Source organism: Streptosporangium sp. NPDC000509 (assembly GCF_042898365.1).
Lineage (GTDB): Bacteria > Actinomycetota > Actinomycetes > Streptosporangiales > Streptosporangiaceae > Streptosporangium.
Genome location: NZ_JBIAYX010000013.1, coordinates 266995 through 289972, shown reverse-complemented (window position 1 = coordinate 289972; position 22978 = coordinate 266995). Strand labels below are relative to the sequence as shown.

The following is a 22978-nucleotide window of genomic DNA, read 5'->3' as shown; positions in this document are numbered from 1 at the left end:
ACAGACAGGCGTGTGAGCCCGGAAGCCTGCGAGAAGGGGACCCCCACAGGTGCGTGCACTGACGGGCAAGGCCAAGAAGGCGATCTACCGGCTGTTCGAGGCGAGGAACCGAAGGCGTGAACGGACCGCGCCGCCCCCGTCCACACACCAGATCAAGATCCTGATCCTGCACGCGTACGGCATGGGCGGCACCATCAGAACGGTCTTCAACCTGGCCGGCTACCTGGCCTCGACCGGACACGACGTGGAGATCGTCTCCATCCTCAAGGAGGCGGAGGAGCCGTTCTTCCCCATCGACCCGAGGGTGAGGTTCCGCTTCCTCGACGACAGGCTGGTCCCGCCGACCGGCCTGCGCGGCCGGCTGTCGAAGATACCGAGCAGGCTCATCCCGCCACAGGAGGCCGCCTACCACCGCTTCAACGTGTGGACCGACCTGCGACTGGCCCGCTGGATCCGCTCGGTCGACACCGGCGTCGTCATCGCCACCAGACCCGGGCTCAACCTGGCCCTCGCCCAGCTGGCCCTGCCGAGCGTCATCACCATCGGCCAGGAGCACGTGGCCCTGCGGGGACAGTCGCAGGAGGTACAGAAAGTCATCAAACGGCGTTACCGCAGATTCGACGCCCTCGTCACCCTCACCAAGGCCGACATGCGTGACTACCGCGCGACGCTGCGGCGAAAGCCCCGGAAGCTGGCGAGGATTCCCAACGCCGTACCGCCCATGACCGGCGGGATCTCCAAGCTGGAGGACAAGGTCGTGGTCGCCGTCGGCCGCATGACCAAGCTCAAGGGGTTCCACCGCCTCATCGCCGCGTGGGAGACCGTGGCGGCCGCCCATCCCGACTGGACCCTGCGCATCTTCGGCGCGGGACCGCAGGAGGACAACCTGCGCACCCAGATCGCCGAGGCGGGACTGCAGGGGAGGGTCGAGCTGCCCGGCCCCACCTCCGACATCGGCGCCGAGTTGGAGAAGGCTTCGATCTTCGTACTCAGCTCCCGCCACGAGGGCTTCCCCATGACGATCCTCGAGGCGATGGCCAAAGGGCTGGCGATCGTGAGCTTCAACAGCCCGCACGGCCCCAAGGAGATGATCACTGACGAGGTCGACGGGCTGCTGGTCACGCCGCGCACCGAGGCCAACCTCGCCGCCGCCCTCAGTCGCGTCATCGAGGACGGGGAACTGCGTCGCCGGCTGGCCGAAGGCGCTCTGGCGACCGCCGCCACCTACGACGTGGAGTCGGTCGGCGCCATGTGGGACGCCCTTCTGGAGGAGCTGCTGGCCCGCCGCGACGGCAGCTACGAACGGCCCTCCTGAGTCTTCGACCGCTACGGTGCGGCTCGGATGCTCCCGGACTCGGCACAGCGGACGGCCGCGCCGTTCCCGGCCTGCTCGGCGCCGGGCACCCCGCGACCTGGTCGACATCACGCTCGGAGCCTTCCCTCCCCGGCGGGCCCGGGGAAGAGCGGAACGGCTCACGGCCTCTCGGTGTCGTGGGGACCCGCCGGTCACCGGATCCACCGGCCACGAAATTGACGGTGGGAGAACGTAGGCTTCCGGCTGCCATGAAGAAAGAGGACTCAACGACGCACCTGACCTTTCGGCTGCTGGGCCCGCTGGAGGTCACCGACGAGGCCGGTCACCCGCTTGACCTCGGCACCAGGAAGCAGCGTGCCCTGGTGACGATGCTGGCGCTGGAGCCCGGCAGGGTGGTCTCGCTGGACGGCCTGATCGACAGGCTGTGGGCGGGCGAGCCACCCTCCGGTGCGACGAGGACCCTGCAGGCCTACATCGCGCACCTGCGCAAGGTGCTGGAGCCCGACCGCAGACCGCGCACCCCGCCGAGGGTGCTGCTCACGCGCGAGCCGGGATACCTGCTGGCCGTCGCCCCCGGTCAGGTCGACCTGGCGCGCTTCGCCGCGGGCGCCGAGGAAGGCAGCAGGGCACTGGCGCGCGGCGACCACCGGGAGGCGCTCCGGGTGCTGGAGGAGACGCTGGCGCTGTGGCGGGGTGAGCCGCTGGGCGAGTTCGCCGATCAGGAGTTCGTCCGGCCCGTCGTCACGCGGCTGCGCGAGCTGCGGGCCACCGCCGTGGAGGACGGATTCGAGGCACGGCTGGCGCTGGGCGAGAGCGGCGCGTGCGTGCCGGACCTGGAGGCCCTGGTCGAGACCCACCCCTACCGCGAGCGGCTCTGGGAGCTGCTGGTGCCGGCGCTGTATCGGAGCGGCAGGCAGGCCGACGCGCTCGCCGCGCTGCGCCGGGTCCGCGCCCTGCTCGCCGACGACCTCGGCATCCAGCCGGGGCCGCGGCTGCGGCGCCTGGAGCGGGCGGTGTTCGAGCAGGCCGTCGAGCTGGAGACCTCCGGCCTCGCTCCCGGCCCGTCTCCGGGTGCGGACCCGGTGCCGTCTCCCGCCGCGCTCGTCCCGCCCGCACCGGCCCGCGCCGCGCCGGGAGACGGGACCGGTGACCTCGTGACCGCCGGGACCCTGGTCGCCAGGGAGACGCAGCTGCGCCTGGTGGCCGAGCGGCTGGCCTTGGCGAGGCGCGGGAAGGGCGGGGTGGTGCTGGTGACCGGGGAGGCCGGGATCGGCAAGACCCGGCTCGCGCGGGCCGCGGCCGAGGAGGCCGCCGGGCGGGGTTTCCGGGTGGCCTGGGGGCGCTGCGTCGACGGCGCGGCCCCCGCGTTCCGGCCCTGGATCCAGGTGTTGCGCGAGTGCGGCGGAACGAACCCGTTCCACGGCGAGACGGTGTCGCCGGTCCGCGGCCCGAGCCCCGAACCCGGCCCGGACCGTCCGGGCCCTGAGCCTCGCCCGGCCCTTCCGAGTTCCGGACCCGGTCCGGGCAGCGCGGGCTCCGATGCTCCTCCCGGTCTCGGTTCCGGACCCGGTCCCGACGGTGAGGTCTCCGCGGGCTCCGGCGCTTCCCCCGGTCTCGATCCCGACGCCGCCCTGTTCGAGCTGTACGAGCGGGTGACGGCGACGCTGACCTCCACCGGCGGCCCGCTCCTGGTGGTGCTGGAGGACCTGCACTGGGCCGACGCCTCCTCGCTGCGGCTGCTCACCTTCGTCGCGGGCGAGCTGGCCCGCCACCCGGTGCTGGTGATGGCGACGCTGCGTCCCGAACCGGGCGACCACCCCGCGCAGCTGCGCGACACCCTCGGCGCGTTGTCCGGGGAGCCGGGGACCACGCACCTGGAGCCGTCCCCGTTTCGTGCGAAGGACGTGTCGTCCTATCTGCGTCTGCGACGGATCCCCGACGATCCCCTGCTGGTCGACGTGCTGCTGGAGCGGAGCGGCGGCAACCCCTTCTACCTGGGCGAGCTGCTGCGGCTGCGCGAGGGCGAAGGTGAGCACTGCCTGGTGGCGGGACTGCCCGCCGGGGCGCGTGACGTCATCGAGCGCCGGGCGGCGAGGCTTCCCGAGGAGACGCGGGAGCTGCTGCGGGCTGCGGCGGTCACCGGGCGCGAGGTGGACATCGACGTGCTCGAAGCCGTCACGGGCATCCCCGCCGAGCGGGTGATGGCCCTGCTGGAACCGGCGGTGGCGAGCGGGCTGCTGGCCGAGCCGCCCAGTGGTTCCGACTACCGTTTCTCCCACGCCCTGGTGCGCGACGCGCTGCTCGCCGGGCTCGGCCGCCTGGCGCGGGCCCGGCTGCACCTGCGTACGGGCGAGTGCCTGGAGGCCAGGCCGAGCGCCGAGCCCGCCACCCTGGCCCATCACTTCGCCTCGGCCGCCAGGGTCGGCGGCGCGTCCAAGGCGGTGGAGTACGCCTCCCGCGCGGCCCGGCGGGCCACGGCCCAGCTCGCGTACACCGAGGCCGTCGAGCTGTGGGAGCTGGCTTTGAACTCACTGCCCGCCGACGGCGGCCGTGGCGACGGCGGCAGGTCCAGGTGCGCGTTGCTGACGGAGCTGGGACAGGCTCGCCGTACGGTCGGCGACGCCGTGGCGGCCCGCCGGGACCTGGAGGAGGCGATCGAGCTCGCCCTGCGGCTGGGTGACAGGGATGCCCTGATCTCCGCGATCACCGTCTCCGGCGGACTCGCCCTGTGGTTGTGGCGCCCCTACGGGGTGGTCGACACCGCGATGGTCGCCGTGCTCGAGGACCTGCTGGCCGGGCCGCTCGACGACCGCGACCGGGCCGCGCTGCTGGGCACCCTCGCCGTCGAGCTGCACTACGGCCCGCGTCGCGCCGAGAGCGAGCGGCACGCGGCGCGAGCCGTGGAGATCGCCCGCGGTCTGGACGATCCCGCGCTGCTGGCGCGGACCCTGAACAACTACCTGCTCGCCTGCTGGGTGCCGGGCCGCAACCCCGAACGGCTGCGGGCCGCGGAGGAGATGCTGTCCCTGCCACATCTGCCGCGCGCCACCGAGTTGGTGGCCCGGGTCTTCCGGATGGCCTGCCTGATGCGCGCCGGCGACCTGACCGGCTGGGATCTCGATCTGGCCCGCTGCGAACGGCTGGTCGAGGAGGTACGCCGCCCCGAGCTGGAGGCCATGGTCCGCATCGCCCAGACCGCCAGGTGCACCCTCGAAGGCCGTTGGGCGGACGCGGAGTCGCTCGTCACCCGTTTCGGGAAGATGGGCTACGGCTCCAGCGTCTGGGGACAGGAGTTCCGGCTGCTGCTCACGATGTTCACCTGCGACCGGGGGCGCGGCCGGGTCGCGGAGACCCTCGACGGGCTGCTCGCCTCGGCGGAGGACCCGTCGCTGGTGCCGCTGCGCCCGATCGCGGTGCTGGCCGCCCTCGACTCCGGCCGTCCGGATCTCGCCCGCGAGCTGGTCGCCCGCTGGGGCACCGAGGTCGCGGACGACTGGATCGCCGACTTCCTCATCCCCGTCTGGGGCCTGGTCGCCGCCGGGCTCGGCGTCCCCGACCCCGAGGAGCTGTACGACAGGCTCGCCCCGCACGGCGACCAGCTGATCGTCGCCGGGACGGGCAGCACGGCGTGGGGCTCCACCCACCTGGTCCTCGCCGAGCTGGCGGCGCGGCTGGGCCGCGCCGGCCGGGCTCGTGAGCACGCCCGCGAGGCGGTCGAGACGCACCGGCGGCTCGGCCTCTCCCACCTGGAGGAGCGGAGCCTGCGATTGCTGGCCCGCCTGAGCTGATCCGGCCGGTCACGGTCAGGTCACCGGCCACCGGTTCACCAGCGCTGGTGGACCTGCGGGCGGATCAGCTCGTCGTAGATCTCCCGCACCCTCGCGAGGGTCGTCTCGGGCAGCGCGTCCACGGCGGCGGCGGCCGCGTTGGCGCGGGCCTGCTCGGGATTGCGGGCACCGGGGATGACCACGGAGACACCGGGCTGGTCGATGATCCAGCGCAGCGCGAACTGCGCCATGCCGGCCTGCGGCGGCACCAATGGTGCCAGGCGGCGGACCGCCTCCAGGCCGGTGGCGAAGTCGACCCCGGAGAAGGTCTCGCCGACGTCGAAGGACTCGCCGTGCCGGTTGAAGGTGCGGTGGTCGTCCGCGCCGAAGACGGTGGACTCGTCGTATTTGCCGGACAGCAGGCCGCTGGCCAGCGGGACCCGGGCGATGATGCCGACCCCGGCCTCGGCCGCCGCCGGGAGCACCTTCTCCAGCGGCTTGAGCCGGAAGGCGTTGAGGATGATCTGCACGGTGGCCACGCCCGGCCGGGCGATCGCGGTGAGCGCCTCGTCGCAGGTCTCCACGCTCACCCCGTAGGCGGCCACGCGGCCCTCCTCGACGAGCGTGTCGAGGTCGTCGAAGACCCTGTCCGTCGCGTAGACCGGGGTGGGCGGGCAGTGCAGCTGCACCAGGTCGAGGGTGTCGACGCCGAGGTTGGCGCGGGAGCGGTCGGTCCACGCCCGGAAGTTGTCCAGGGTGTAGGCCGAGGGTTCCTGCGCGACACGGCGGCCCATCTTGGTGGCCACGGTCAGCCCGGGCCTGGCCTTGATCAGCCGCGAGACGATCCGCTCGCTGCGCCCGTCACCGTACACGTCGGCGGTGTCGACGAAGGTGACCCCCGCCTCCACCGCGGCGTCGAGGGTGGCCAGGGCCTCGTCCTCGCCGACCTCACCCCAGTCGGCCCCCAGTTGCCATGCGCCGAGCCCGACGACGCCGACCTGCCTGCCCGTTCTTCCCAATTCGCGCTGTTCCACATCAGTGATCGTAGCCCGCACGGCGGGAATCACCGGTACCCGGGCGGGACAGGCCGGCGGTGCGGTGTTCCCCTCTTACCGCGACACGCTCGGTATCACGTGGGCGTCGGGACCGGGGAAGACAAGGCTTTGGTGCTCGTCGCCCTCCCAGCGGACCATGTAGGGCGGGCTTCCGTCCTCGTTGCGCAGTTCGATGATCAACCCGACCTTGCGAGGATCGCCGTTGCGGGTGCCCTCCACGATCAGTTTGTCGCCTATGGTGGCCTTCATGGTGTCCTCCGGATGTGAGGATGCTGCCCCCGTGGCCATCCTCCCTTTCCATGGGATCACTCTGCGGCGCATTCGTCCAGGTGGCAGGCACATTGAAGCCTGCCGGAGCATCCGTCGGCGTCAGACTTTACTTATATAAGTCGATACTGAGACAGTGAGGCCATGCACGCGCTCGACGTTCTCGGCGACCCGGTCCGGCGCCGGATCCTGGAGTTGCTCGCCGACGGCGAGCGGGCGGCCGGTGAGATCAGCGCCGTGGTGCAGGAGGAGTTCGGGATCTCGCAGCCCGGCGTCTCGCAGCACCTGCGCGTGCTGCGGGACAACGGGTTCGCGACCGTACGCGCTCAGGGGACCCGAAGGCTGTACGCCGTCGACCCCGCCCCGCTGCGGGAGGTGGACAGATGGCTCGACCGCTACCGGCACTTCTGGAACCAGCACCTCGACGCCCTGGGCACCGAGATCGCGCGGGGAAAGCGGGAGCGTCGTGTCAGGGAGGCAGAGTCCTCGCCGTCCTCGCCGTCCCCGCCGTCCTCGCCGTCCTCGCCGTCCCCGCTGGCCTCGCCGCCTCCGGGCGCCGGCGCCGACACCGGCCCGTGAGACCGGCCGCGCCGCTCCGGCCGCTCCCGCCGTCCCTGCCACCCGGAGGCTCAGGGTGAGCCACGCTCGAAGGGTCGTCCCAGCGCCCCGGGTTCGCGGCTCCGGTTCGTGAGCAGCAGCATCGCGAGCAGGGCCAGCAGGTACGGCGCCGCGATGAGCAGTTGCGCGTTCAACTCCACCCCCAGCGCGGGCAGCGCCAGGCGCATGGCGTCGGCGAGACCGAAGATCGCGCAGCCGAGCAGGGTGCGTCCCAGCCGCCAGCCTCCGAAGATCACCGCCGCGACGACGATGTACCCCCGTCCGGCCGTCATGTTCTGGTTGAACGAACCGACCTCGCCGACCGCGAGGTACGCGCCGCCCAGCCCGGCCAGCGCGCCGCACCACAGCAGTGCCTGACGGCGGCGCGCGTTGACCCGGATGCCGGTGACGTCGGCGGCACGCGGCCGCTCGCCGACCGCCCGCAACTCCAGGCCCCACCTGCTGCGCTCGACCAGCCACCAGGTCAGCGGGACGACGACGACCAGCAGGTAGGCCGGCCAGCGCTCGACGAACAGCGGGGGGCCGATCAGCGGTATGTCGCGCAGCCAGGGGACGCTGACCTGTGACACCTGGTGGGAGTCGAAGTCGCTGACCGTGATCAGGTAGCCGGTCAGCCCGAGGACGAGGGCGTTGAGCACCAGACCGGCCACGAAGGTGTCTATCTCCAGCCGGTGGGAGAGGTTGCCGTGCACGAGGCCGATGAGGAGACCGACCAGCACACCCGCGACCAGCCCCGCGGTGGCGCTGCCGGTGGCACTGGCCGTGGCGATCGAGCCGAACGCGGCGCCCAGCATCATCGCCTCGACGGAGATGTTCATGGCACCGGCCCGCTCGGCGAGATACTCCCCGCACGCCGCGAAGGCGAGCGGCACCGTGAGCCGTACCCCGCTGGACAGGATGGTGGAGACGTCGTCCGCGCCGATCACAGGGCCGTCCTCTCCGCGACGGGCGCGGCCCCGTGCCCGTCGCGTGCGGCGCGCACGCCGGTCCCGCGGCGCCGGAGCGCGGCGATGACAACGGGCGGGGCGACGAAGGCCAGCACCAGCAGGGCCTTCACCACGTCCACGACGAACGAGGGCACGCCGGTCGCGGCGAGGAAGCCGCCGCCGGAGCGCAGCGCGCCGAACAGCAGGGCGACCGCCACGGCCGGCACCGGCCTGTTGCGGGCGACGAGGGCGACGAGCAGGCCGTCCCAGCCGATGTTCATCGCCATGCCCGGCTGCAGCCGGTGGACGCCCACCGGGCTGGTCAGCAGCACGGCCCCGGCCAGCCCGGCGAAGGCACCGGAGACGGCCAGCGCCGCGCCGCCCAGCGCGCCGGCGCGTACGCCCGCGTGCCTGGCGGCGAGCGGGTTGAGTCCGAGCATGGTGAGCCGGAACCCCCAGCGGGTGCGGGTGATCGCCGTCGCGATGATCGCGGCTCCGGTCACCGCGATCAGCAGGCCACCGTTGACCTGCAGGTCCGGGTATTCCCCGATCGAGCCGAACAGCGCGCTCCGAGGCAGCGGGTTGGACTGCGGCGCGACGACGGCGTCACCGACCCGCGACTCCTGCAGCAGCCACGGCGTGTTCACCGCGAACGCGACGAGCTGCTGGGCGACGAAGGTCATCAGCAGTGTGCTGACCACGATGTTCACGCCCCGCAGCCGGTACATCAGCGCGCTGAGGCCAGCCCACGCGCCACCGGCCAGCGCGGCGACCGTGAGCACGACCACCAGCAGCGCCGGGCCGGTGACCGCGAGGCGCAGTCCCACCCAGGCGGCGAAGAGCGCCCCGACGAGCACCTGGCCCTCCTGCCCGATGTTGAACACGCCGGACCTGGCGCTGACGCACGCGCCCACGGCGACGAGCAGCAGCGGCGCCGTGTACAGCAGGGTGGAGGTCCAGGCCGTCGGGTCGGCCACACTGCCCTGGAAGAGTGCCCGCACCGAGGCGAGCGGGGAGCCACCGGTCACGGCGATCAGCAGCGACGACAGGGCGAGCGCCACGACCACGCCCGCGACGGTCGCCAGGCCGGTCCTCCAGCCGGACGCGCCGGGACCGAGGGTGAGGAGGGCGAGCAGGCGCCCGGACGGGTCCCGGCCGGCGTTCGGGGGGGTTTCTCTCATGCGCTCGCCCCGCCCACCAGCATTCCGAGCCGCTCGGCCGTGGCCTCCCCGCCGGCGAGGACGCCGGTGATCCTTCCCGCGGAGATCACCGCGATCCTGGAGGCGAGGGTCATGACCTCCTCCAGTTCCGTGGAGATCAGCAGTACGGCCACCCCTTCGGACGCCGCGTCGCGTAGCCGCCGGTGCATGTCCTCGATGGCGCCCACGTCCAGCCCCCGCGAGGGCTGGGCCACGACCAGGACGGCCGGGCGGGCCGAGAGTTCGCGGGCGAGCACGACCCGCTGCCGGTTTCCTCCGGAGAGGTCGCGCACCGGGGTGTCCGTCGACGGGGTGACGATGCCGAACTCGGCCACCATGCGGCGGGCGACGGCGCGCATCCTCCTCCGGTCGAGGAACACCCGGCCGCTCACGGCGTCCGGCGACTTCATGACCAGGTTCGCCGCGACGCTCATGTCCAGCACCAGCCCGAAACCGTGCCGGTCCTCGGGCACGATGCCGAGCCCGGCGGCGTGCAGCGCACCCGGGCGGTTCGGATCGACCGGTCTGCCGGAGATCTCGACCGTCCCCGAGTCCGGTACGGCGAGCCCGGACAGCAGGTCGCCCAGGCTCGACTGGCCGCTGCCCTCGGCCCCGTACAGGCCGACGATCTCACCGGGGGCGACGTCCAGCCCGAGATCGGACAGGACGGGCACGCCGTCGACGGTGAGGGTGAGGTCGCGCAGCCGTAGCGCGGGCGCCGGGGGGTCTTGGACGCCCGTGCCCGCCTCGTCCGCCTTGATCTTTTCTGCCCTGAGCTCCTCGGGCCTGAGCTCGGTCATCGTGGCTTTTCCCGGCCCGGCCTCCCCCGTCGCGGCTTCTGTGGCTCCGGCCTCGGGACCGGTCTCGGTCATCGCGGCCTTCCCGGGTCCGTCACCCCTCGCGGACCCGTACGTTCCCGGCAGCACGCCGAGGGCGGCGGCCTCGGCGCCCAGGGAGACCTCCCTGCCGACCATCCACCTGGCCAGCTCCCGGGGACCCGTCCGCGCGGTCGCGCCACGGAAGACGACCTTTCCCCCGCGCAGCACGGTCACCCGGTCGGTGGCCGCGGTGATCTCGTCCAGCTTGTGACTGATCAGGATGACCGCGCGGTTCTCCGAACGGACCGCGCGGCGCAGCACACCGAACAGTTCGGCCGACTCCGCCCGGGTCAGCACGGACGTCGGCTCGTCGAGGATGAGCACCGACGGGTCCCCGCGCAGGCACTTGATCAGCTCGACCCGCTGCCGCTCGCCCGCGGAGAGCCCCGCGACCCTGGCCAGTGGGTCGACCGGCAGACCGTAGCGCCGGGAGATCTCCAGCACCTGGTCACGGGCGGCGGCCCTGTCGATCCTCCCGGTGTCGCCCAGGACGACGTTCTCCCAGACCGTGAGCGGTTCGATCAGGCTGAAGTGCTGGTGCACCATGCCGATGCCGAGCGCCGCGGCCTGTCTCGGGCTGCCGATGTCGACGGGCTCGTCATCGCGCAGGACGGTTCCGGCGTCCCGCCGGACGAGTCCCAGCAGGATCTTCATGAGTGTCGACTTGCCGGCCCCGTTCTCACCGAGCAGGCCGTGGATCTCTCCCCGATACACGTCGAGATCCACGGTGTCGCAGGCCACCACCTGGCCGTAGCTCTTGCTCACTCCCCGCAGCCGCAGCGCGGGCACCGGCGGTGGGGAGAGCTCCCCGGCGTGTTCGTCTTCCCGCATCTCAGGAGCCGAGCCTCCGCACTTCCGCCTTGGGGTCGATCTTGCCGCTGCCGACGTCGGCGATGAACGTCTCCAGCCTCTCCCTCTGCTCGGGGGTGGGCTCGCAGATCCTCACGGTGGGGAACGGGTCGACGCCGAGCTTCCAGACCTTCTCCACGCCCATCCGCAGCTTCGCCGCGGCGAATTCCTCCAGCGCGGCCCTGAAGTAGTCTCCGGGACTGAAGAGCACCGAGATGTCGAAGGTGGGCGCGGTGGAGGCGCACCGGTCGGTGCCCGGGGTGAGGGTGAGCACGCCGTTGGCGTCGGCCAGCTCCGCCGACGCGTCGGTGGCGCCGCCCAGGTAGGGGTAGACGACCTTGACGCCCTGGCTGATCTGGGCCTGAGTGGCCTCCTTGGCCTTGGCCGAGTCGTTGAGGTCGCCGCTGTAGGTGACCGTCAGCGTGGCCTCGGGGACCACCAGCCGGATACCCGCCCTGAAGGCCCTCGCCGCCGCGGTGGTGAAGTCGACCTCCGGCCCGGTCACGAACCCGGCCTTGGTCTCGCCTTTCTCCTTCATCAGCAGGCCCGCCGCGTATCCGGCGGCGAGCAGGCTCTGGTCCGCCTCGTCGGTGGAAAGCATGATCCTCGGGGTCTGCGGGACGTTGTCCGAGGAGGGGACGTACCAGGCGGTGTTCGCGCACACCGGCTCCTCGGCGGCGGGGATCGCGTCCCTGAGGTCCGCGGCGCCCAGGGCCACCATGTCGACCTTCTGGCGGCACAGCGCTCGCGCGGCGTTGAGCGCCTCGCTGGTGTTGACGCCACCGCGTTTGATGATCGTCCAGCCCTTCGAGGTGGCGAACTCCTCCGCCGTGTCCACGAAGCTCTGGTAGTAGCCCTTGTCGTTGATGTCACCGGGGCTCAGCACCCCGATGACGACCCGGCCGTCGCCGTTGACGTCCGGCTGGCCCGGGAGCACGGTGCCGCCGTCCGTCTCGGCTCCCGTACCCGCCGGGACGGGGGTGGCCGCGCGGGGCGCCGTGGCGTCGCCGCTCGCGCATCCGGTGAGCGCCATCGCGGCGAGACAGGCGGTCAGCGTGGCCGTGACCCGGCCCGTTCGATGGTGTGCGGACATGACGATCCTCTCGATCCGATGCCCACGGGGCGCGGGTGGGGAACGAACCTTGGTCGCGGACAGGGGGTACGGGCTCGTTGGGGGCAGGTTGGGACGCTGCCATGTGGACGCTGCCATTTAACCGCCGTCGGCGTCCATCGTGTTCACCGCCTGCCCAAGACCGCCTGCCCGAGAAGGGAGAACTCCCCGGCAGAAAAACCTCCCGTGCCGTACACCCGGCCCGTGCGCATCCTCGGCAGGCGAGCCACGCGCTCGTCGACGCCCTCCTCGCCCGCCCCACCGCCGCCCCACGCCGCCCGCGCGGATCCTCGGGCAGGTGGGCCCGACGCTCCTCGGCACCCTCTTCACCCGACCCGTCATCGCCTCGCACGACCCGCGCGGATCCGGCGTACGATGCGGGCATGCCGAACATCGGGCCCACTGAGCTGCTGATCGTCGCCGTCCTGCTCGTGGTGGTCCTGGCGATCGTCGTCGGTGCCGTCATGGCGGCCAGGAAGGGCGGTCGCGCGGTCTCCGGCGGGGTGCCCACCGCGCCGCTGACGCCCCAGGGGCTGCATGAGACCGTCACCGGGCTGACCCGCCAGGGGCAGAAGATCCAGGCGATCAAGGAGCTGCGCCGATACTCCGGGCTCGGCCTGAAGGAGGCCAAGGATGTCGTCGACGCCGTGGCCATGGGGCGCGACCTGTGGAGCCATCCCCTCATGGCGCGCGTTCGCGCCGCCCATCCCGTGGAGTCCCCGAGCGCCGTCGCGATCACCGGGCCCGACCTCGCCACTCGCGTGCGCGAACTCAAGGCCGCCGGCCGCGCGGAGCAGGCGATCCACCTGGTGCGCGGCGAGACGGGCATGGGCGAGCGCGAGGCCGAGCTCTTCGTCGAAGCGCTCTGACCCTTCCCGAGCCCTTCAAGCCTCCTTCCCCGAGTCCCTCCGGCCCTCTTTTCCGGCCGCTGCGAACCGGGGCAGCCCGCGGTGAAGCCCTCGGCCCAGGCCGGCGAACAGGATCCGAGCGCTGTCACCCCTCAGGGTGTGGTGCGGGCGGTCAGCCGGATGTTCCGAGCATGCCGTTCGGGTCGAGCACGAACTTGGACGCGGCGCCCTGGTCGAACTCCTCGTACCCCTGGGGAGCCCGCTCCAGCGGGATCGGCACGGCGTTGACCGCCTGGGCGATCTGCACCCTGTCGTGCAGGATCGCCTGCATCAGGTAGCGGTTGTAGCGCATGACGGGGCACTGTCCCGTGGTGAAGGCGAGCGACTTGGCCCAGCCGAGGCCGAGCCTGATGGACAGCGACCCCTGCTTGGCCGCCTCGTCCGGAGCCCCTGGGTCGCCGGTCACGTACAGGCCGGGGATGCCGAGCGCGCCGCCGGCGCGGGTGATGTCCATGAGCGAGTTGAGCACGGTGGCGGGCTGTTCCCTGTCGGAGTCGCCACCGTGGCCGCGCGCCTCGAAGCCGACGGCGTCGACGCCGCAGTCGACCTCGGGCTCGCCGAGGATCTGCTCGATCTGGTCCTTCGGGTCGCCCAGCGACACGTCGACGGTCTCGCAGCCGAAGCCGCGGGCCTTTTCCAGCCGTTCCTTGTTCAGGTCGCCGATGATGACCACGGCTGCCCCGAGGAGGAACGCCGAGACGCCCGCGGCGAGCCCGACCGGTCCCGCGCCCGCGATGTAGACGGTCGACCCCGGCTTCACCCCGGCGCTGACGCAGCCGTGGAACCCGGTCGGGAAGATGTCGGTGAGCATGGCGAGATCGAGGATCTTCTCCATCGCCTGCTCTTTGTCGGGGAACGTGAGCAGGTTCCAGTCGGCGTAGGGCACCAGGACGTACTGCGCCTGCCCGCCGACCCAGCCGCCCATGTCGACGTAGCCGTACGCCGAGCCTGGCCGGTCGGGGTTGACGTTCTCGCAGATCCCGGTCTTGCCCTCCTTGCAGTTGCGGCAGCGGCCACAGGCGATGTTGAAGGGGACGGAGACGAGGTCGCCCTTCCTGACGAACTCCACGTCCGGGCCGAGTTCGACGACCTCGCCGGTGATCTCGTGCCCGAGGACGAGGCCGACGGGCGCGGTGGTGCGGCCACGGACCATGTGCTGGTCGCTGCCGCAGATGTTCGTCGCGACGGTCTTGACGATCGCGCCGTGCGGCACCTTGCGGCCCACGTTCGCCGGGTTCACCCCGGGGCCGTCCTTGAGCTCGAACCCGGGATAGTCGATGTCCCGGACCTCCACCTTGCCTGTCCCCTGGTACGAGACGGCCCTGTTGCTCGGCATGACGTCCTCCCTGTTCGTTTCCTCGTGGTGTGCCCTTCCGCGTGACGCCGGCGGAGCGGCCCGCCACCGTCGGGGGGACGGTCGAGGGAACGTGAGGGGAACGGTGACCACCGCATCCGAACCAAAGATGATTTTTCGCCTTTTTTCACCATATACCTGCTGGTTGCGGCGATATCAGGAGCCATCCCCCTCCGGGGTCCGCCTCCCCATCCCGCCGGATCCGGTGACCGGCGTGATACCGCGAGATCCCTGTCCCGCGTGGGGCCGGCAGCGGCGGTGGACCTCGTCGACCCGCTCGGTGAGCCCTCTTTCGTCGAGGTGTTCCAGGAGCGGCACCGCGACCCTGCGGCTGGTGCCGAGGGCCTGCCTGGCCTGACTGACCGTGAACGGCTGCGGCAGCCGGGCGAGCACCCGGCCCGCCAGGACGTCCGCGCCGGGCAGCAGCACGATCCCGTCCGCCACCCGGAGCAGCGCCCCCGCCCGTACGGCGGCCGCCAGCTCCCGGGGCCCCAGCCCCAGCTCGGCCAGCCTGCCCGCCTCAGGGGCCAGGAAGGGGCGCGCGGACAGCTCGGCGCCGAGCCGCTCGACGGCCCGGACGACCGGCACGGGCAGCACCGGGCGAGCAGAGGAGCCGCTCACGATCCGCCCGGCCTCCGGGGCGAGCGGCGGGCGCAGGAGCGCCGCGACCAGCCGACGGTCGGGCAGGGCCAGCTCGTGGCGGGCCGCCTCCACCGGCATGCCCGGCTCCAGCGGATGCGCCGAGGCGTGGCGCCGCACCACCTCGGGGAGACGTTCCTCCAGCATCGACCAGTGCGCCGGATCGACGTGCCAGTCGCCGCACACCGGCCTGCCCGGAGCACACCCCATCGCCACCAGATCCCTCGTACGCAGCAGCAGGTGGGTCCGCAGCAGGGAGGCCGCGTCCGGCGGGGCCGCCGCCAACTCGGCCGCCCGCTCCCGCGCCGCGCCCCGGCGGCGCAGGTCGGGCGGGCGAGGATCGAGCACGTTCGCCCGCGCGAGGACCCGCACCTCGCCCCGGTCGCGTCCGGGATCGCGCAGCAGCAGCACGTCGCCCGCGTGCAGGGGGAGCCGTCCTGCCAGGCGCAGCCGGGCGATCCGCCCACCGAGCGGCCGCACGTCGCACACCACCGCCGCGGAGCCGATGTGCGCGGTCAGCCGCCCCGGAAGATCACCGGCGTCCCAGCCCTCGGGACGCCCCTCGCCTCCGAACGCCTCGGGGATGTGTTCCCAGGAGCCCTCCGGTCCGGTGTCCCCGCCGGGCACGCGTGAGCCACCGCCTCCGAGGCCGTCCACCTCGGGCTCACCAGGCCACCGCGGGCCGTCGCCCTCGGGTCCCGACGGGCTGAGGCGCACGTCGACCAGGTCGGTGTACGTCCACGCGTCCGGGGTGACCAGGGCGAGGCCACGGCAGGGATCGCCCCGGCCGCGCATGCCCCGCAGGTTGAGCGCCACCCTGGCCACGCCGGTCACCGAGGCCACCGGCTCCTTCAGGCACTCCAGCGCCCGCACCCGCGCGGGCACGCCGCCGAGATCCAGCTCGTCCCCCGCGGTGATCGTGCCCGCGGGCAAAGTCCCGGTCACGACCGTGCCACTGCCGCGTACGGTGAACGCCCGGTCGATCCACAGCCGAACCGGCGCCCGGTGATCGGGGACGGGCAGTCCGGCCACCAGCCGGTCCAGTGCCCGGCGCAGTTCGTCGAGGCCCTGCCCGGTGCGCCCGCTCACGACCAGCGCCTCGGCACCGCCTAGGCCACCCGCCGCCAGACGGGCCCGCGCCCGCTCCATGGCCGCAGCCGGCTCCGCGAGATCGGCGCGGGTGACCACGAGCAGGCCGTGCCGCACTCCCAGGGTCTCCAGCGCCACCAGGTGCTCCTCGGACTGCGGCATCCAGCCCTCGTCGGCCGCCACCACGAACATGACGGCGGGCGCGGGACCGGCCCCGGCCAGCATGGTGGCGAGAAAGCGCTCGTGGCCGGGGACGTCGACGAAGGCGAGCCGCTCCCCCGAGGGCAGCTCCGTCCAGGCGTAACCGAGCTCGATCGTGAGCCCTCGCCGCCGCTCCTCGGCCAGCCGGTCGGGTTCCATCCCGGTGAGCGCCCGCACCAGGGTGGACTTACCGTGATCGACGTGACCCGCCGTGGCGACGACGTGCATCAGCCGCCCGCCCACGCCCCGCGTGCCGAGCAACCGCTCCGACGGTCACCCACGGCGGTGCTCCGCCCCGAGAACGGCGCTCAGCACATCACCGTCCCGGTCCGCGGGCACGGCACGCAGGTCGAGCAGGAGACGGCGACCCTCCACCCGGCCGACGACCGGGACCCGCCCGGTCCGCAGCGGCACCGTGAACCGCTCGGGCAGGCTGATCGCGGCGCTCGGCAGCCTCACGCCCGGTGCCCCGCCGCCGCCCACCGCCGCCTCGCTCGGCACGGCCCTCGCGTCGACCCCCGCCTCGGCCAGCCGGCCCGCGAGCGCGGCGGCACGCTCGCCGAGCAGCGCGGCATCGGCGTACAGGGCCTGGTGGACGGGGGTGGCGGGGCCTCGCAGGGTGGCCTCCAGCGCGGCCAGTGTCAGCTTGTCCACCCGGAGCGCACGGGCCAGCGGGTGTCTCGCACACCGCTCGACCAGGTCGCGCCGGCCCAGCAGCAGCCCGGCCTGCGGGCCGCCGAGCAGTTTGTCGCCACTCGCGGTGACGAGATCGGCCTCGGCCTCCAGGGCGCTCGCCGCGTCGGGCTCGCCCGGCAGCAGCGGCTCCCGCGCGAGCAGGCCCGAACCGATGTCGGCCACCACGGGCACACCGAGCGCGGACAGCTCGGCGACCTCGACCGAGCCGGTGAAACCCTCGACCAGGAAGTTCGACGGGTGCACCTTGAGGACGAAGCCCGTCTCCGGTCCCACCGCCGCCCGGTAGTCGGCGTAGGAGGTGCGGTTGGTGGTGCCCACCTCGCGCAGCCTGGCGCCGGTGGAGACGAGCAGGTCGGGGATGCGGAACCCGTCACCGATCTCCACCAGCTCGCCGCGGCTGATCACGATCTCCCGCCCGGCGGCGAGCGCGGTGGCGACGAGCACGAGCGCGGCGGCGTTGTTGTTGACCACGTGCACGGCCTCCGCGGCCGGAACGGCCCGCGCGAGCGCGTCCATCGCGCCCCGTCCCCGGCGGGCGCGGGCTCCGGTGGCGAGGTCGAACTCCACGTCCGTGCAACCCGCCGCGGCGGCCGTGGCCTCCACCGCCGCGGCCGAGAGCGGCGCGCGGCCCAGGTTGGTGTGGACCAGCACCCCGGTCATGTTGATCACCTGCCGCGGGCTCGCCGGATACGGCGGGAGCGCCGCCACGGCCGCGTCCGCGACCTCTCCCGGATCGAGCACGCCCTGCCGTACGCGCCGCTGTGCCCGCGCCACGGCGTCCTTGACGACCGTCCGCCCGAGCCGCCCCGCCGCCGCGACCAGCCGGGGATCGGCGAGGACGGCGTCGGTACGCGGCACGAGCCTGCGTGGGTCCACTCTCCGAACATAGGCGAAGGCGGGAGGAAATCGAATCCGCCAGGCCGAGGACCTGGGCCTTTGAAGCCCGCCCTCCCATTCCTGCCGCAGGGCGTTCCGGCGAGCGCGTCTCCTCTGGGCGTCGTCGGTCAGGACTTCCCGTCTCCGGTCTCGATGATGTGAAGCGCGCCTCACGTGGCCAAATGTTGCCGCCAGCGATCTCCGCACATCCTCGGTCCTCATTCTGAAACCTTGATAGGTCGGATGTCTAGAGGCGACGAACGACGCACGGGCGGATTTTCGTTGGCTTTTGTTACGGCTATTGACGCGATACATCAAATCTTTTAACTTGACCGAAACCACCCCAGCCCCAAACCTCACCACGCTGCCGATTCGACCGGACTCCCGAGTTGACCTGTCGTCGAGTTCGTCGTCGCATGCGCGATTTCGGTTGCCGGCGAGGCTGCACCACGCTTGGAGAAGCACCATGCCAGACCTGTCCCGCAGGCAGTTGATGTCGATCAGCGCAGCCGGAGCCGGAGCTCTGCTGCTCCCCATGCAATGGACGGCGGTGGCCCGAGCCGCTTCGGTGGCGCCTCCGGAAGTGCTCGCCGCCAACGACCTGGCCCTCTGGTACGACCGGTCCGCCGGCACCGACTGGCTGCGCGCGCTGCCCATCGGCAACGGACGCCTCGGCGCCATGGTCTTCGGCAACGTCGACCAGGAGCGGCTGCAGCTCAACGAGGACACCGTGTGGGCCGGCGGCCCGTACGACCAGAGCAACCCGAGGGGCGCCGCGGCGCTGGCGGAGATCCAGCGACTGGTCTTCGAGGACCAGTGGGCTCAGGCCCAGAACCTCATCGACCAGGCGATGCTCGGGAACCCCGTGGGCCAGCTGGCCTACCAGCCCGTCGGCAACCTCAGGCTGAGCTTCCCCGGCGGCACCGGCTCGACGGAGTACAACCGCCAGCTGGACCTCACCACCGCCACCACGTCCACCACGTACCTCAAGAACGGGGTGCGCTTCCGGCGCGAGGTGTTCGCGAGCGCCCCGGACCAGGTCATCGCGATCCGGCTGACCGCCGACCAGCCCGGCTCGATCACGTTCTCCGCGACCTTCGACAGCCCCCAGCAGAACACGCGCTCCAGCCCGGACGGCGCGACGGTCGCGCTCGACGGCCGGTCCGGCAATCACCGGGGCATCACCGGCTCGGTCCGGTTCCAGGCACTGGCCCGGGCCTTCGCCGAAGGCGGCACCGTCTCCAGCTCCGGCGGCACGCTTCAGGTCTCCGCCGCCGACAGCGTGACGGTGCTGGTCTCCATGGGCTCAAGCTACGTGAACTACCAGGACGTGAGCGGCGACTACCAGGGCATCGCGCTCGGGCACCTCAACGCCGCCAAGGACAAGACCTTCGCCGAGTTGCGCAGCCGGCACGTCGCCGACTACCAGAAGCTGTTCGGGCGTACGAATCTCGAACTCCCACGCACCTCGGCGGCCGACCAGCCGACCGACGTCCGGATCGCGCAGCACAACGCCGTCGACGACCCGCAGTTCTCCGCGCTGCTGTTCCAGTTCGGCCGGTACCTACTGATCTCCTCTTCGCGTCCCGGCACGCAACCGGCCAACCTGCAGGGCATCTGGAACGAATCGATGTCCCCGTCGTGGGACTCGAAGTACACCATCAACGCCAACCTGCCGATGAACTACTGGCCCGCCGACACGACGAACCTGTCGGAGTGCTACGAGCCGGTGTTCAAGATGATCAACGACCTCACGGTCACCGGCGCCCGCACGGCGCAGGCGCAGTACGGCGCCGGCGGCTGGGTCACCCACCACAACACCGACGGCTGGCGGGCCACCTCGGTCGTGGACGGCGCGTTCTGGGGCATGTGGCAGACCGGCGGCGCGTGGCTGGCCACCATGATCTGGGACCACTACAACTTCACCGGCGACGTCGAGTTCCTGCGGAAGAACTACCCGGCCATGAAGGGCGCCGCCCAGTTCTTCCTCGACACCCTCGTGGAGGAGCCGAGGCTCGGATATCTGGTCACGAACCCCTCCAACTCCCCCGAACTGGCCCACCACGCGAACGTCAGCGTCGCCGCCGGCCCCACCATGGACAACCAGATCCTGCGCGACCTCTTCCACGGGTGCGCCGAGGCGAGCCAGGTCCTCAGTGTGGACGCGAGTTTCCGCGCGCAGGTCCTGGCCGCCGCGGACCGGCTGCCGCCGATGAAGGTCGGCTCGCGCGGCAACATCATGGAATGGCTGTACGACTGGGTGGAGACCGAGCGGAGCCACCGGCACGTCTCCCACCTCTACGGCCTGCACCCCAGCAACCAGATCACCAAGCGCGGCACCCCGGAACTGTTCCAGGCCGCCCGGCGGACGCTGGAGTTGCGCGGCGACGACGGAACGGGCTGGTCGCTCGCCTGGAAGATCAACTACTGGGCGCGGATGGAGGAGGGCAAGCGCGCGCACGACCTCATCCGCTTCCTCGTGACGCCGGCCAGGCTCGCCCCCAACATGTTCGACCTGCACCCGCCCTTCCAGATCGACGGCAACTTCGGCGCCACCTCCGGCATCGCCGAGATGCTGCTGCAGAGCCATGCCGGTGAACTGCACCTGCTGCCCGCGCTGCCGGAGGCGTGGCCGACCGGGCGGATCGAAGGCCTGCGGGGCCGCGGAGGTTACACCGTCGGCGCGGCGTGGAGCGATTCCCAGGCCGACGAATTCCTGATCACGCCCGATCGCAACGGCACGATCAAGGTGCGCGGCCAGATGTTCGCCGGACGCTACCGGGTGCTCGACGCCACCCGCGGCGGCACCGCTCGCACCAAGCAGACCGACGAGCCCGACCTGCTCGAAATCACCGGACAGGCCGGTCACACCTACCGCGCGTACGCCTTGCAGAAGGTCAGGCTCGACGGGCCCGCCGAGGTCGCGCTGGGCCAGGAGGCGACGTTCACCTTCACCCTCCGTGCGATCGACATGCCGATCACCCCCAGGACGAGCGTGTCCCTCGAAGTTCCGGACGGGTGGACCGTCACTCCGGCGCAGGTCGTGTTGAAGCCCTTGCGGCCTGACTCCGAGGCCACCGCCGAGTTCAAGGTCACCCCCGCCGCGACCGGCTCGGCGACCACCGTGGTCCTGACCGCCAAGGCGACCGGCCGTGACTGGACCGCCTCCGCCAAGACCTCGGTCCGGCTGTGGGACGGCCGGGAGACGCCGCTGGAGCAGAACTTCACCAACGTCGCCGTGACCGACAACGGCAACACCGCCGCCGGCACCTTCGACGGCAACGGCGCCAGCATCTCCGCCCAGGCGCTGGCCCAGGTCGGCGTCACCCCCGGCAGCACGGTCAACAAGGGCGGGATCGACTTCAAGTGGCCGGCCGTCCCGGTGGGCACCGCCGACAACGCCATCGCCTCCGGCCAGTCCATCAAGCTGAGCGGCTCGGGCGCGAAACTCGGCTTCCTGCTGACCGGAACGTACGGCGCGGTGTCCGGGCCGGCCACCGTCGTCTACAAGGACGGCACGAGGCAGACCTTCACCCTCAGCTCCCCCGACTGGTACGGCGCCCCCAGGCCGGAAGGCGACGCCGCCATCGTGGCCCCCTACCAGAACCGGCCGGGAAACCAGCAGGTCAACACCCCCGCGACCATCTACTACGTCGGCGTGGCACTGCAGGACAAGGAGGTCTCCCGCCTCGACCTGCCGAACATCAGCGCGAGAGCGCAGTCGGGCGTCGCGACCATGCACATCTTCGCCATCGCGATAGGCGGATAGCACCCCCGGACAACCGCCGAGCCTGACCGAAGGGCCGCGGCGTGGCCACACCCGGCCACCCCGCGGCCCTTCCTGACATGCCGGAAACGTCAGGCCCGCACGCTGAACGGCGGAGGCGGACGGGAATCGAACCCGCCAGGCCGAGAACCTCGGCCTCGACGATTTTGAAGACCGCGGGGGCCACCAGGCGCCCATACGCCTCCGGGGGAGAACATACCCCCGAGCGGGTATGTGCATCGGGGCGGCGTGCCGGACGGCGGCGTGTCGATCTACCAGGGGAGACGCGGCATGGCGGAGAGCACTGTGGAGCGAGGCGCCTCTCCTCCCCGGCAGGACGCGGTGCGGCTCACCCAGTACGCGCACGGGGGCGGCTGCGCCTGCAAGATCCCTCCCGGTGAGCTGGAGTCCGTCGTCGCCGGACTGCTCCGGGAGGCGGACGGGCCACGCCAGGACCTCCACGGTGAGCTGGTCATCGGGTTGGACGACGGCGACGACGCCGCCGTGGTCCGCGTCGAGGGCGGCCGGGCGATCGTGGCCACCGCGGACTTCTTCACCCCCGTGGTGGACGACCCCTGCGACTGGGGGCGGATCGCGGCGGCCAACGCCCTGTCGGATGTGTACGCGGTGGGCGGGGAGCCGCTGGTGGCGGTGAACCTGCTCGGCTGGCCCCGGGACGTGCTGCCGATGGAGCTGGCCGGGGAGGTGCTGCGCGGCGGCCTGGAGGTGGCGCGGGCGGCGGGCTGCCACGTGGCGGGCGGCCACAGCGTCGACGATCCCGAGCCGAAATACGGGATGGCCGTCACCGGGCTCGCCGATCCTGAGCGGCTGCTGCGCATCGACGGCGGCCGGGCGGGCCTGCCGATCTCCCTGACCAAGCCGCTCGGCGTCGGCGTGCTCAACACCCGGCACAAGGCGACCGGCGAGGTCTTCCCGCAGGCGGTGGCCGCGATGACCACGCTGAACCGGGACGCCTCCCGGGCGGCGCTCGCCGCGGGCGCCGGGTGCGCCACGGACGTGACCGGGTTCGGCCTGCTCGGCCACCTCTACAAGCTGGCCAGGGCGAGCGGCGTCACGGCGGTGCTCGACGTGGCGGCCGTGCCGTACCTGAGCGGGGCTCGCGAAGCCGTACGGGACGGCTACGTCAGCGGCGGCACCCGGCGCAACCTGGCGTGGGTGGCACCGCACCTGGATCCGGGCCGCTTCGGCGAGGAAGACCAGCTGCTGCTCGCCGACGCCCAGACCTCAGGCGGCCTGCTCGTGGCGGGGGAGATCCCCGGCGCGCCGGTCGTCGGCGAGCTCGTCCCCCGCGAGGGTCCGGCCCTGCGACTGCGCTGACCTGCCCGGACACGGCTCGGATAAGACCGGCCAGGGCCAGACGAGCCTCAACCAGGCAGGGGCGGACCGGACCGGAGCGGACGACGGGGGCCTCTCCATGCGACCGGGAACCCCGGTAAAAGACGT

15 protein-coding genes and 1 tRNA gene are annotated in these 22978 nt (G+C 72.3%); 6 read left to right on the top strand and 10 right to left on the bottom strand.

Annotated features, from left to right (window positions below; all coding sequences use genetic code 11):
* Positions 1–49: 49 nt before the first annotated feature.
* Positions 50–1315 carry a glycosyltransferase family 4 protein gene (locus tag ACFY3D_RS24760; protein WP_389983107.1) on the top strand — a complete coding sequence of 422 codons (1266 nt, stop codon included), beginning with the start codon at positions 50–52 and terminating at the stop codon, positions 1313–1315.
* A gap of 248 nt (positions 1316–1563) precedes the next feature.
* Entirely contained in the window at positions 1564–5103 is a 3540-nt protein-coding gene (locus ACFY3D_RS24755; RefSeq protein WP_389983104.1) for a BTAD domain-containing putative transcriptional regulator, read from the top strand.
* A gap of 35 nt (positions 5104–5138) precedes the next feature.
* Here the strand turns inward: ACFY3D_RS24755 and ACFY3D_RS24750 are convergent, their stop codons facing one another.
* Both ACFY3D_RS24750 and ACFY3D_RS24745 read right to left on the bottom strand, forming a co-directional pair.
* Entirely contained in the window at positions 5139–6116 is a 978-nt protein-coding gene (locus ACFY3D_RS24750) for an aldo/keto reductase (RefSeq protein WP_362903249.1), read from the bottom strand.
* A gap of 75 nt (positions 6117–6191) precedes the next feature.
* On the bottom strand, positions 6192–6386 hold the full coding sequence (locus ACFY3D_RS24745; RefSeq protein ID WP_389983101.1) for a DUF1918 domain-containing protein: 195 nt from the start codon (positions 6384–6386) through the stop codon (positions 6192–6194).
* 162 nt (positions 6387–6548) lie between these two features.
* Between ACFY3D_RS24745 and ACFY3D_RS24740 the strand changes: the two genes are divergently transcribed.
* The gene (locus ACFY3D_RS24740; protein WP_389983098.1) at positions 6549–6983 is read left to right on the top strand and encodes an ArsR/SmtB family transcription factor; all 435 of its coding nucleotides are present in this window, start codon (positions 6549–6551) and stop codon (positions 6981–6983) included.
* A 50-nt stretch (positions 6984–7033) separates the two neighbouring features.
* On the opposite strand, the gene ACFY3D_RS24735 is transcribed toward ACFY3D_RS24740, so the two are convergent.
* The 4 genes from ACFY3D_RS24735 to ACFY3D_RS24720 are packed head-to-tail and all read right to left on the bottom strand — an operon-like array spanning position 7034 to position 11967.
* Positions 7034–7948, bottom strand: a complete 915-nt coding sequence (locus tag ACFY3D_RS24735) for an ABC transporter permease (protein WP_389983095.1) — start codon at positions 7946–7948, stop codon at positions 7034–7036.
* Entirely contained in the window at positions 7945–9129 is a 1185-nt protein-coding gene (locus ACFY3D_RS24730; protein ID WP_389983092.1) for an ABC transporter permease, read from the bottom strand. Before ACFY3D_RS24730 ends, ACFY3D_RS24735 begins: the two co-directional genes overlap by 4 nt.
* Positions 9126–10856, bottom strand: a complete 1731-nt coding sequence (locus ACFY3D_RS24725) for an ABC transporter ATP-binding protein (RefSeq protein WP_389983089.1) — start codon at positions 10854–10856, stop codon at positions 9126–9128. Before ACFY3D_RS24725 ends, ACFY3D_RS24730 begins: the two co-directional genes overlap by 4 nt.
* A gap of 1 nt (position 10857) precedes the next feature.
* Positions 10858–11967 carry a BMP family ABC transporter substrate-binding protein gene (locus ACFY3D_RS24720; RefSeq protein WP_362903239.1) on the bottom strand — a complete coding sequence of 370 codons (1110 nt, stop codon included), beginning with the start codon at positions 11965–11967 and terminating at the stop codon, positions 10858–10860.
* 401 nt (positions 11968–12368) lie between these two features.
* Here ACFY3D_RS24720 and ACFY3D_RS24715 point away from each other — a divergent pair, with 401 nt between their 5' ends.
* Positions 12369–12854, top strand: a complete 486-nt coding sequence (locus tag ACFY3D_RS24715; RefSeq protein ID WP_389983086.1) for a ribosomal protein L7/L12 — start codon at positions 12369–12371, stop codon at positions 12852–12854.
* Between the two features lie 151 nt (positions 12855–13005).
* On the opposite strand, the gene fdhA is transcribed toward ACFY3D_RS24715, so the two are convergent.
* From fdhA to selA, 3 genes are all read right to left on the bottom strand, one after another.
* On the bottom strand, positions 13006–14229 hold the full coding sequence (fdhA, locus tag ACFY3D_RS24710; RefSeq protein WP_362925334.1) for a formaldehyde dehydrogenase, glutathione-independent: 1224 nt from the start codon (positions 14227–14229) through the stop codon (positions 13006–13008).
* A 174-nt stretch (positions 14230–14403) separates the two neighbouring features.
* Complete coding sequence (locus tag ACFY3D_RS24705) at positions 14404–16437, bottom strand: SelB C-terminal domain-containing protein (protein ID WP_389983082.1); 2034 nt, start codon at positions 16435–16437, stop codon at positions 14404–14406.
* Positions 16438–16449: 12 nt separating this feature from the next.
* On the bottom strand, positions 16450–17748 hold the full coding sequence (gene selA / locus ACFY3D_RS24700) for an L-seryl-tRNA(Sec) selenium transferase (protein ID WP_389983079.1): 1299 nt from the start codon (positions 17746–17748) through the stop codon (positions 16450–16452).
* A gap of 466 nt (positions 17749–18214) precedes the next feature.
* Between selA and ACFY3D_RS24695 the strand changes: the two genes are divergently transcribed.
* Positions 18215–21517, top strand: coding sequence for a glycoside hydrolase N-terminal domain-containing protein (locus ACFY3D_RS24695; protein ID WP_389983076.1), 3303 nt, complete (start codon positions 18215–18217; stop codon positions 21515–21517).
* 110 nt (positions 21518–21627) lie between these two features.
* On the opposite strand, the gene ACFY3D_RS24690 is transcribed toward ACFY3D_RS24695, so the two are convergent.
* Positions 21628–21720 (bottom strand) — tRNA-Sec (locus ACFY3D_RS24690).
* Positions 21721–21805: 85 nt separating this feature from the next.
* Between ACFY3D_RS24690 and selD the strand changes: the two genes are divergently transcribed.
* Positions 21806–22852 carry a selenide, water dikinase SelD gene (gene selD, locus ACFY3D_RS24685; protein ID WP_389983073.1) on the top strand — a complete coding sequence of 349 codons (1047 nt, stop codon included), beginning with the start codon at positions 21806–21808 and terminating at the stop codon, positions 22850–22852.
* Positions 22853–22978 lie beyond the last annotated feature (126 nt).

Coding starts and splice junctions, on each gene's coding strand:
- ACFY3D_RS24720 (WP_362903239.1), bottom strand. CDS start 11,967: ATGTCCGCACACCATCGAACGGGCCGGGTCACGGCCACGCTGACCGCC.
- ACFY3D_RS24740 (WP_389983098.1), top strand. CDS start 6,549: ATGCACGCGCTCGACGTTCTCGGCGACCCGGTCCGGCGCCGGATCCTG.
- ACFY3D_RS24725 (WP_389983089.1), bottom strand. CDS start 10,856: ATGCGGGAAGACGAACACGCCGGGGAGCTCTCCCCACCGCCGGTGCCC.
- ACFY3D_RS24695 (WP_389983076.1), top strand. CDS start 18,215: ATGCCAGACCTGTCCCGCAGGCAGTTGATGTCGATCAGCGCAGCCGGA.
- fdhA (WP_362925334.1), bottom strand. CDS start 14,229: ATGCCGAGCAACAGGGCCGTCTCGTACCAGGGGACAGGCAAGGTGGAG.
- ACFY3D_RS24755 (WP_389983104.1), top strand. CDS start 1,564: ATGAAGAAAGAGGACTCAACGACGCACCTGACCTTTCGGCTGCTGGGC.
- selD (WP_389983073.1), top strand. CDS start 21,806: ATGGCGGAGAGCACTGTGGAGCGAGGCGCCTCTCCTCCCCGGCAGGAC.
- ACFY3D_RS24745 (WP_389983101.1), bottom strand. CDS start 6,386: ATGAAGGCCACCATAGGCGACAAACTGATCGTGGAGGGCACCCGCAAC.
- ACFY3D_RS24730 (WP_389983092.1), bottom strand. CDS start 9,129: ATGAGAGAAACCCCCCCGAACGCCGGCCGGGACCCGTCCGGGCGCCTG.
- ACFY3D_RS24715 (WP_389983086.1), top strand. CDS start 12,369: ATGCCGAACATCGGGCCCACTGAGCTGCTGATCGTCGCCGTCCTGCTC.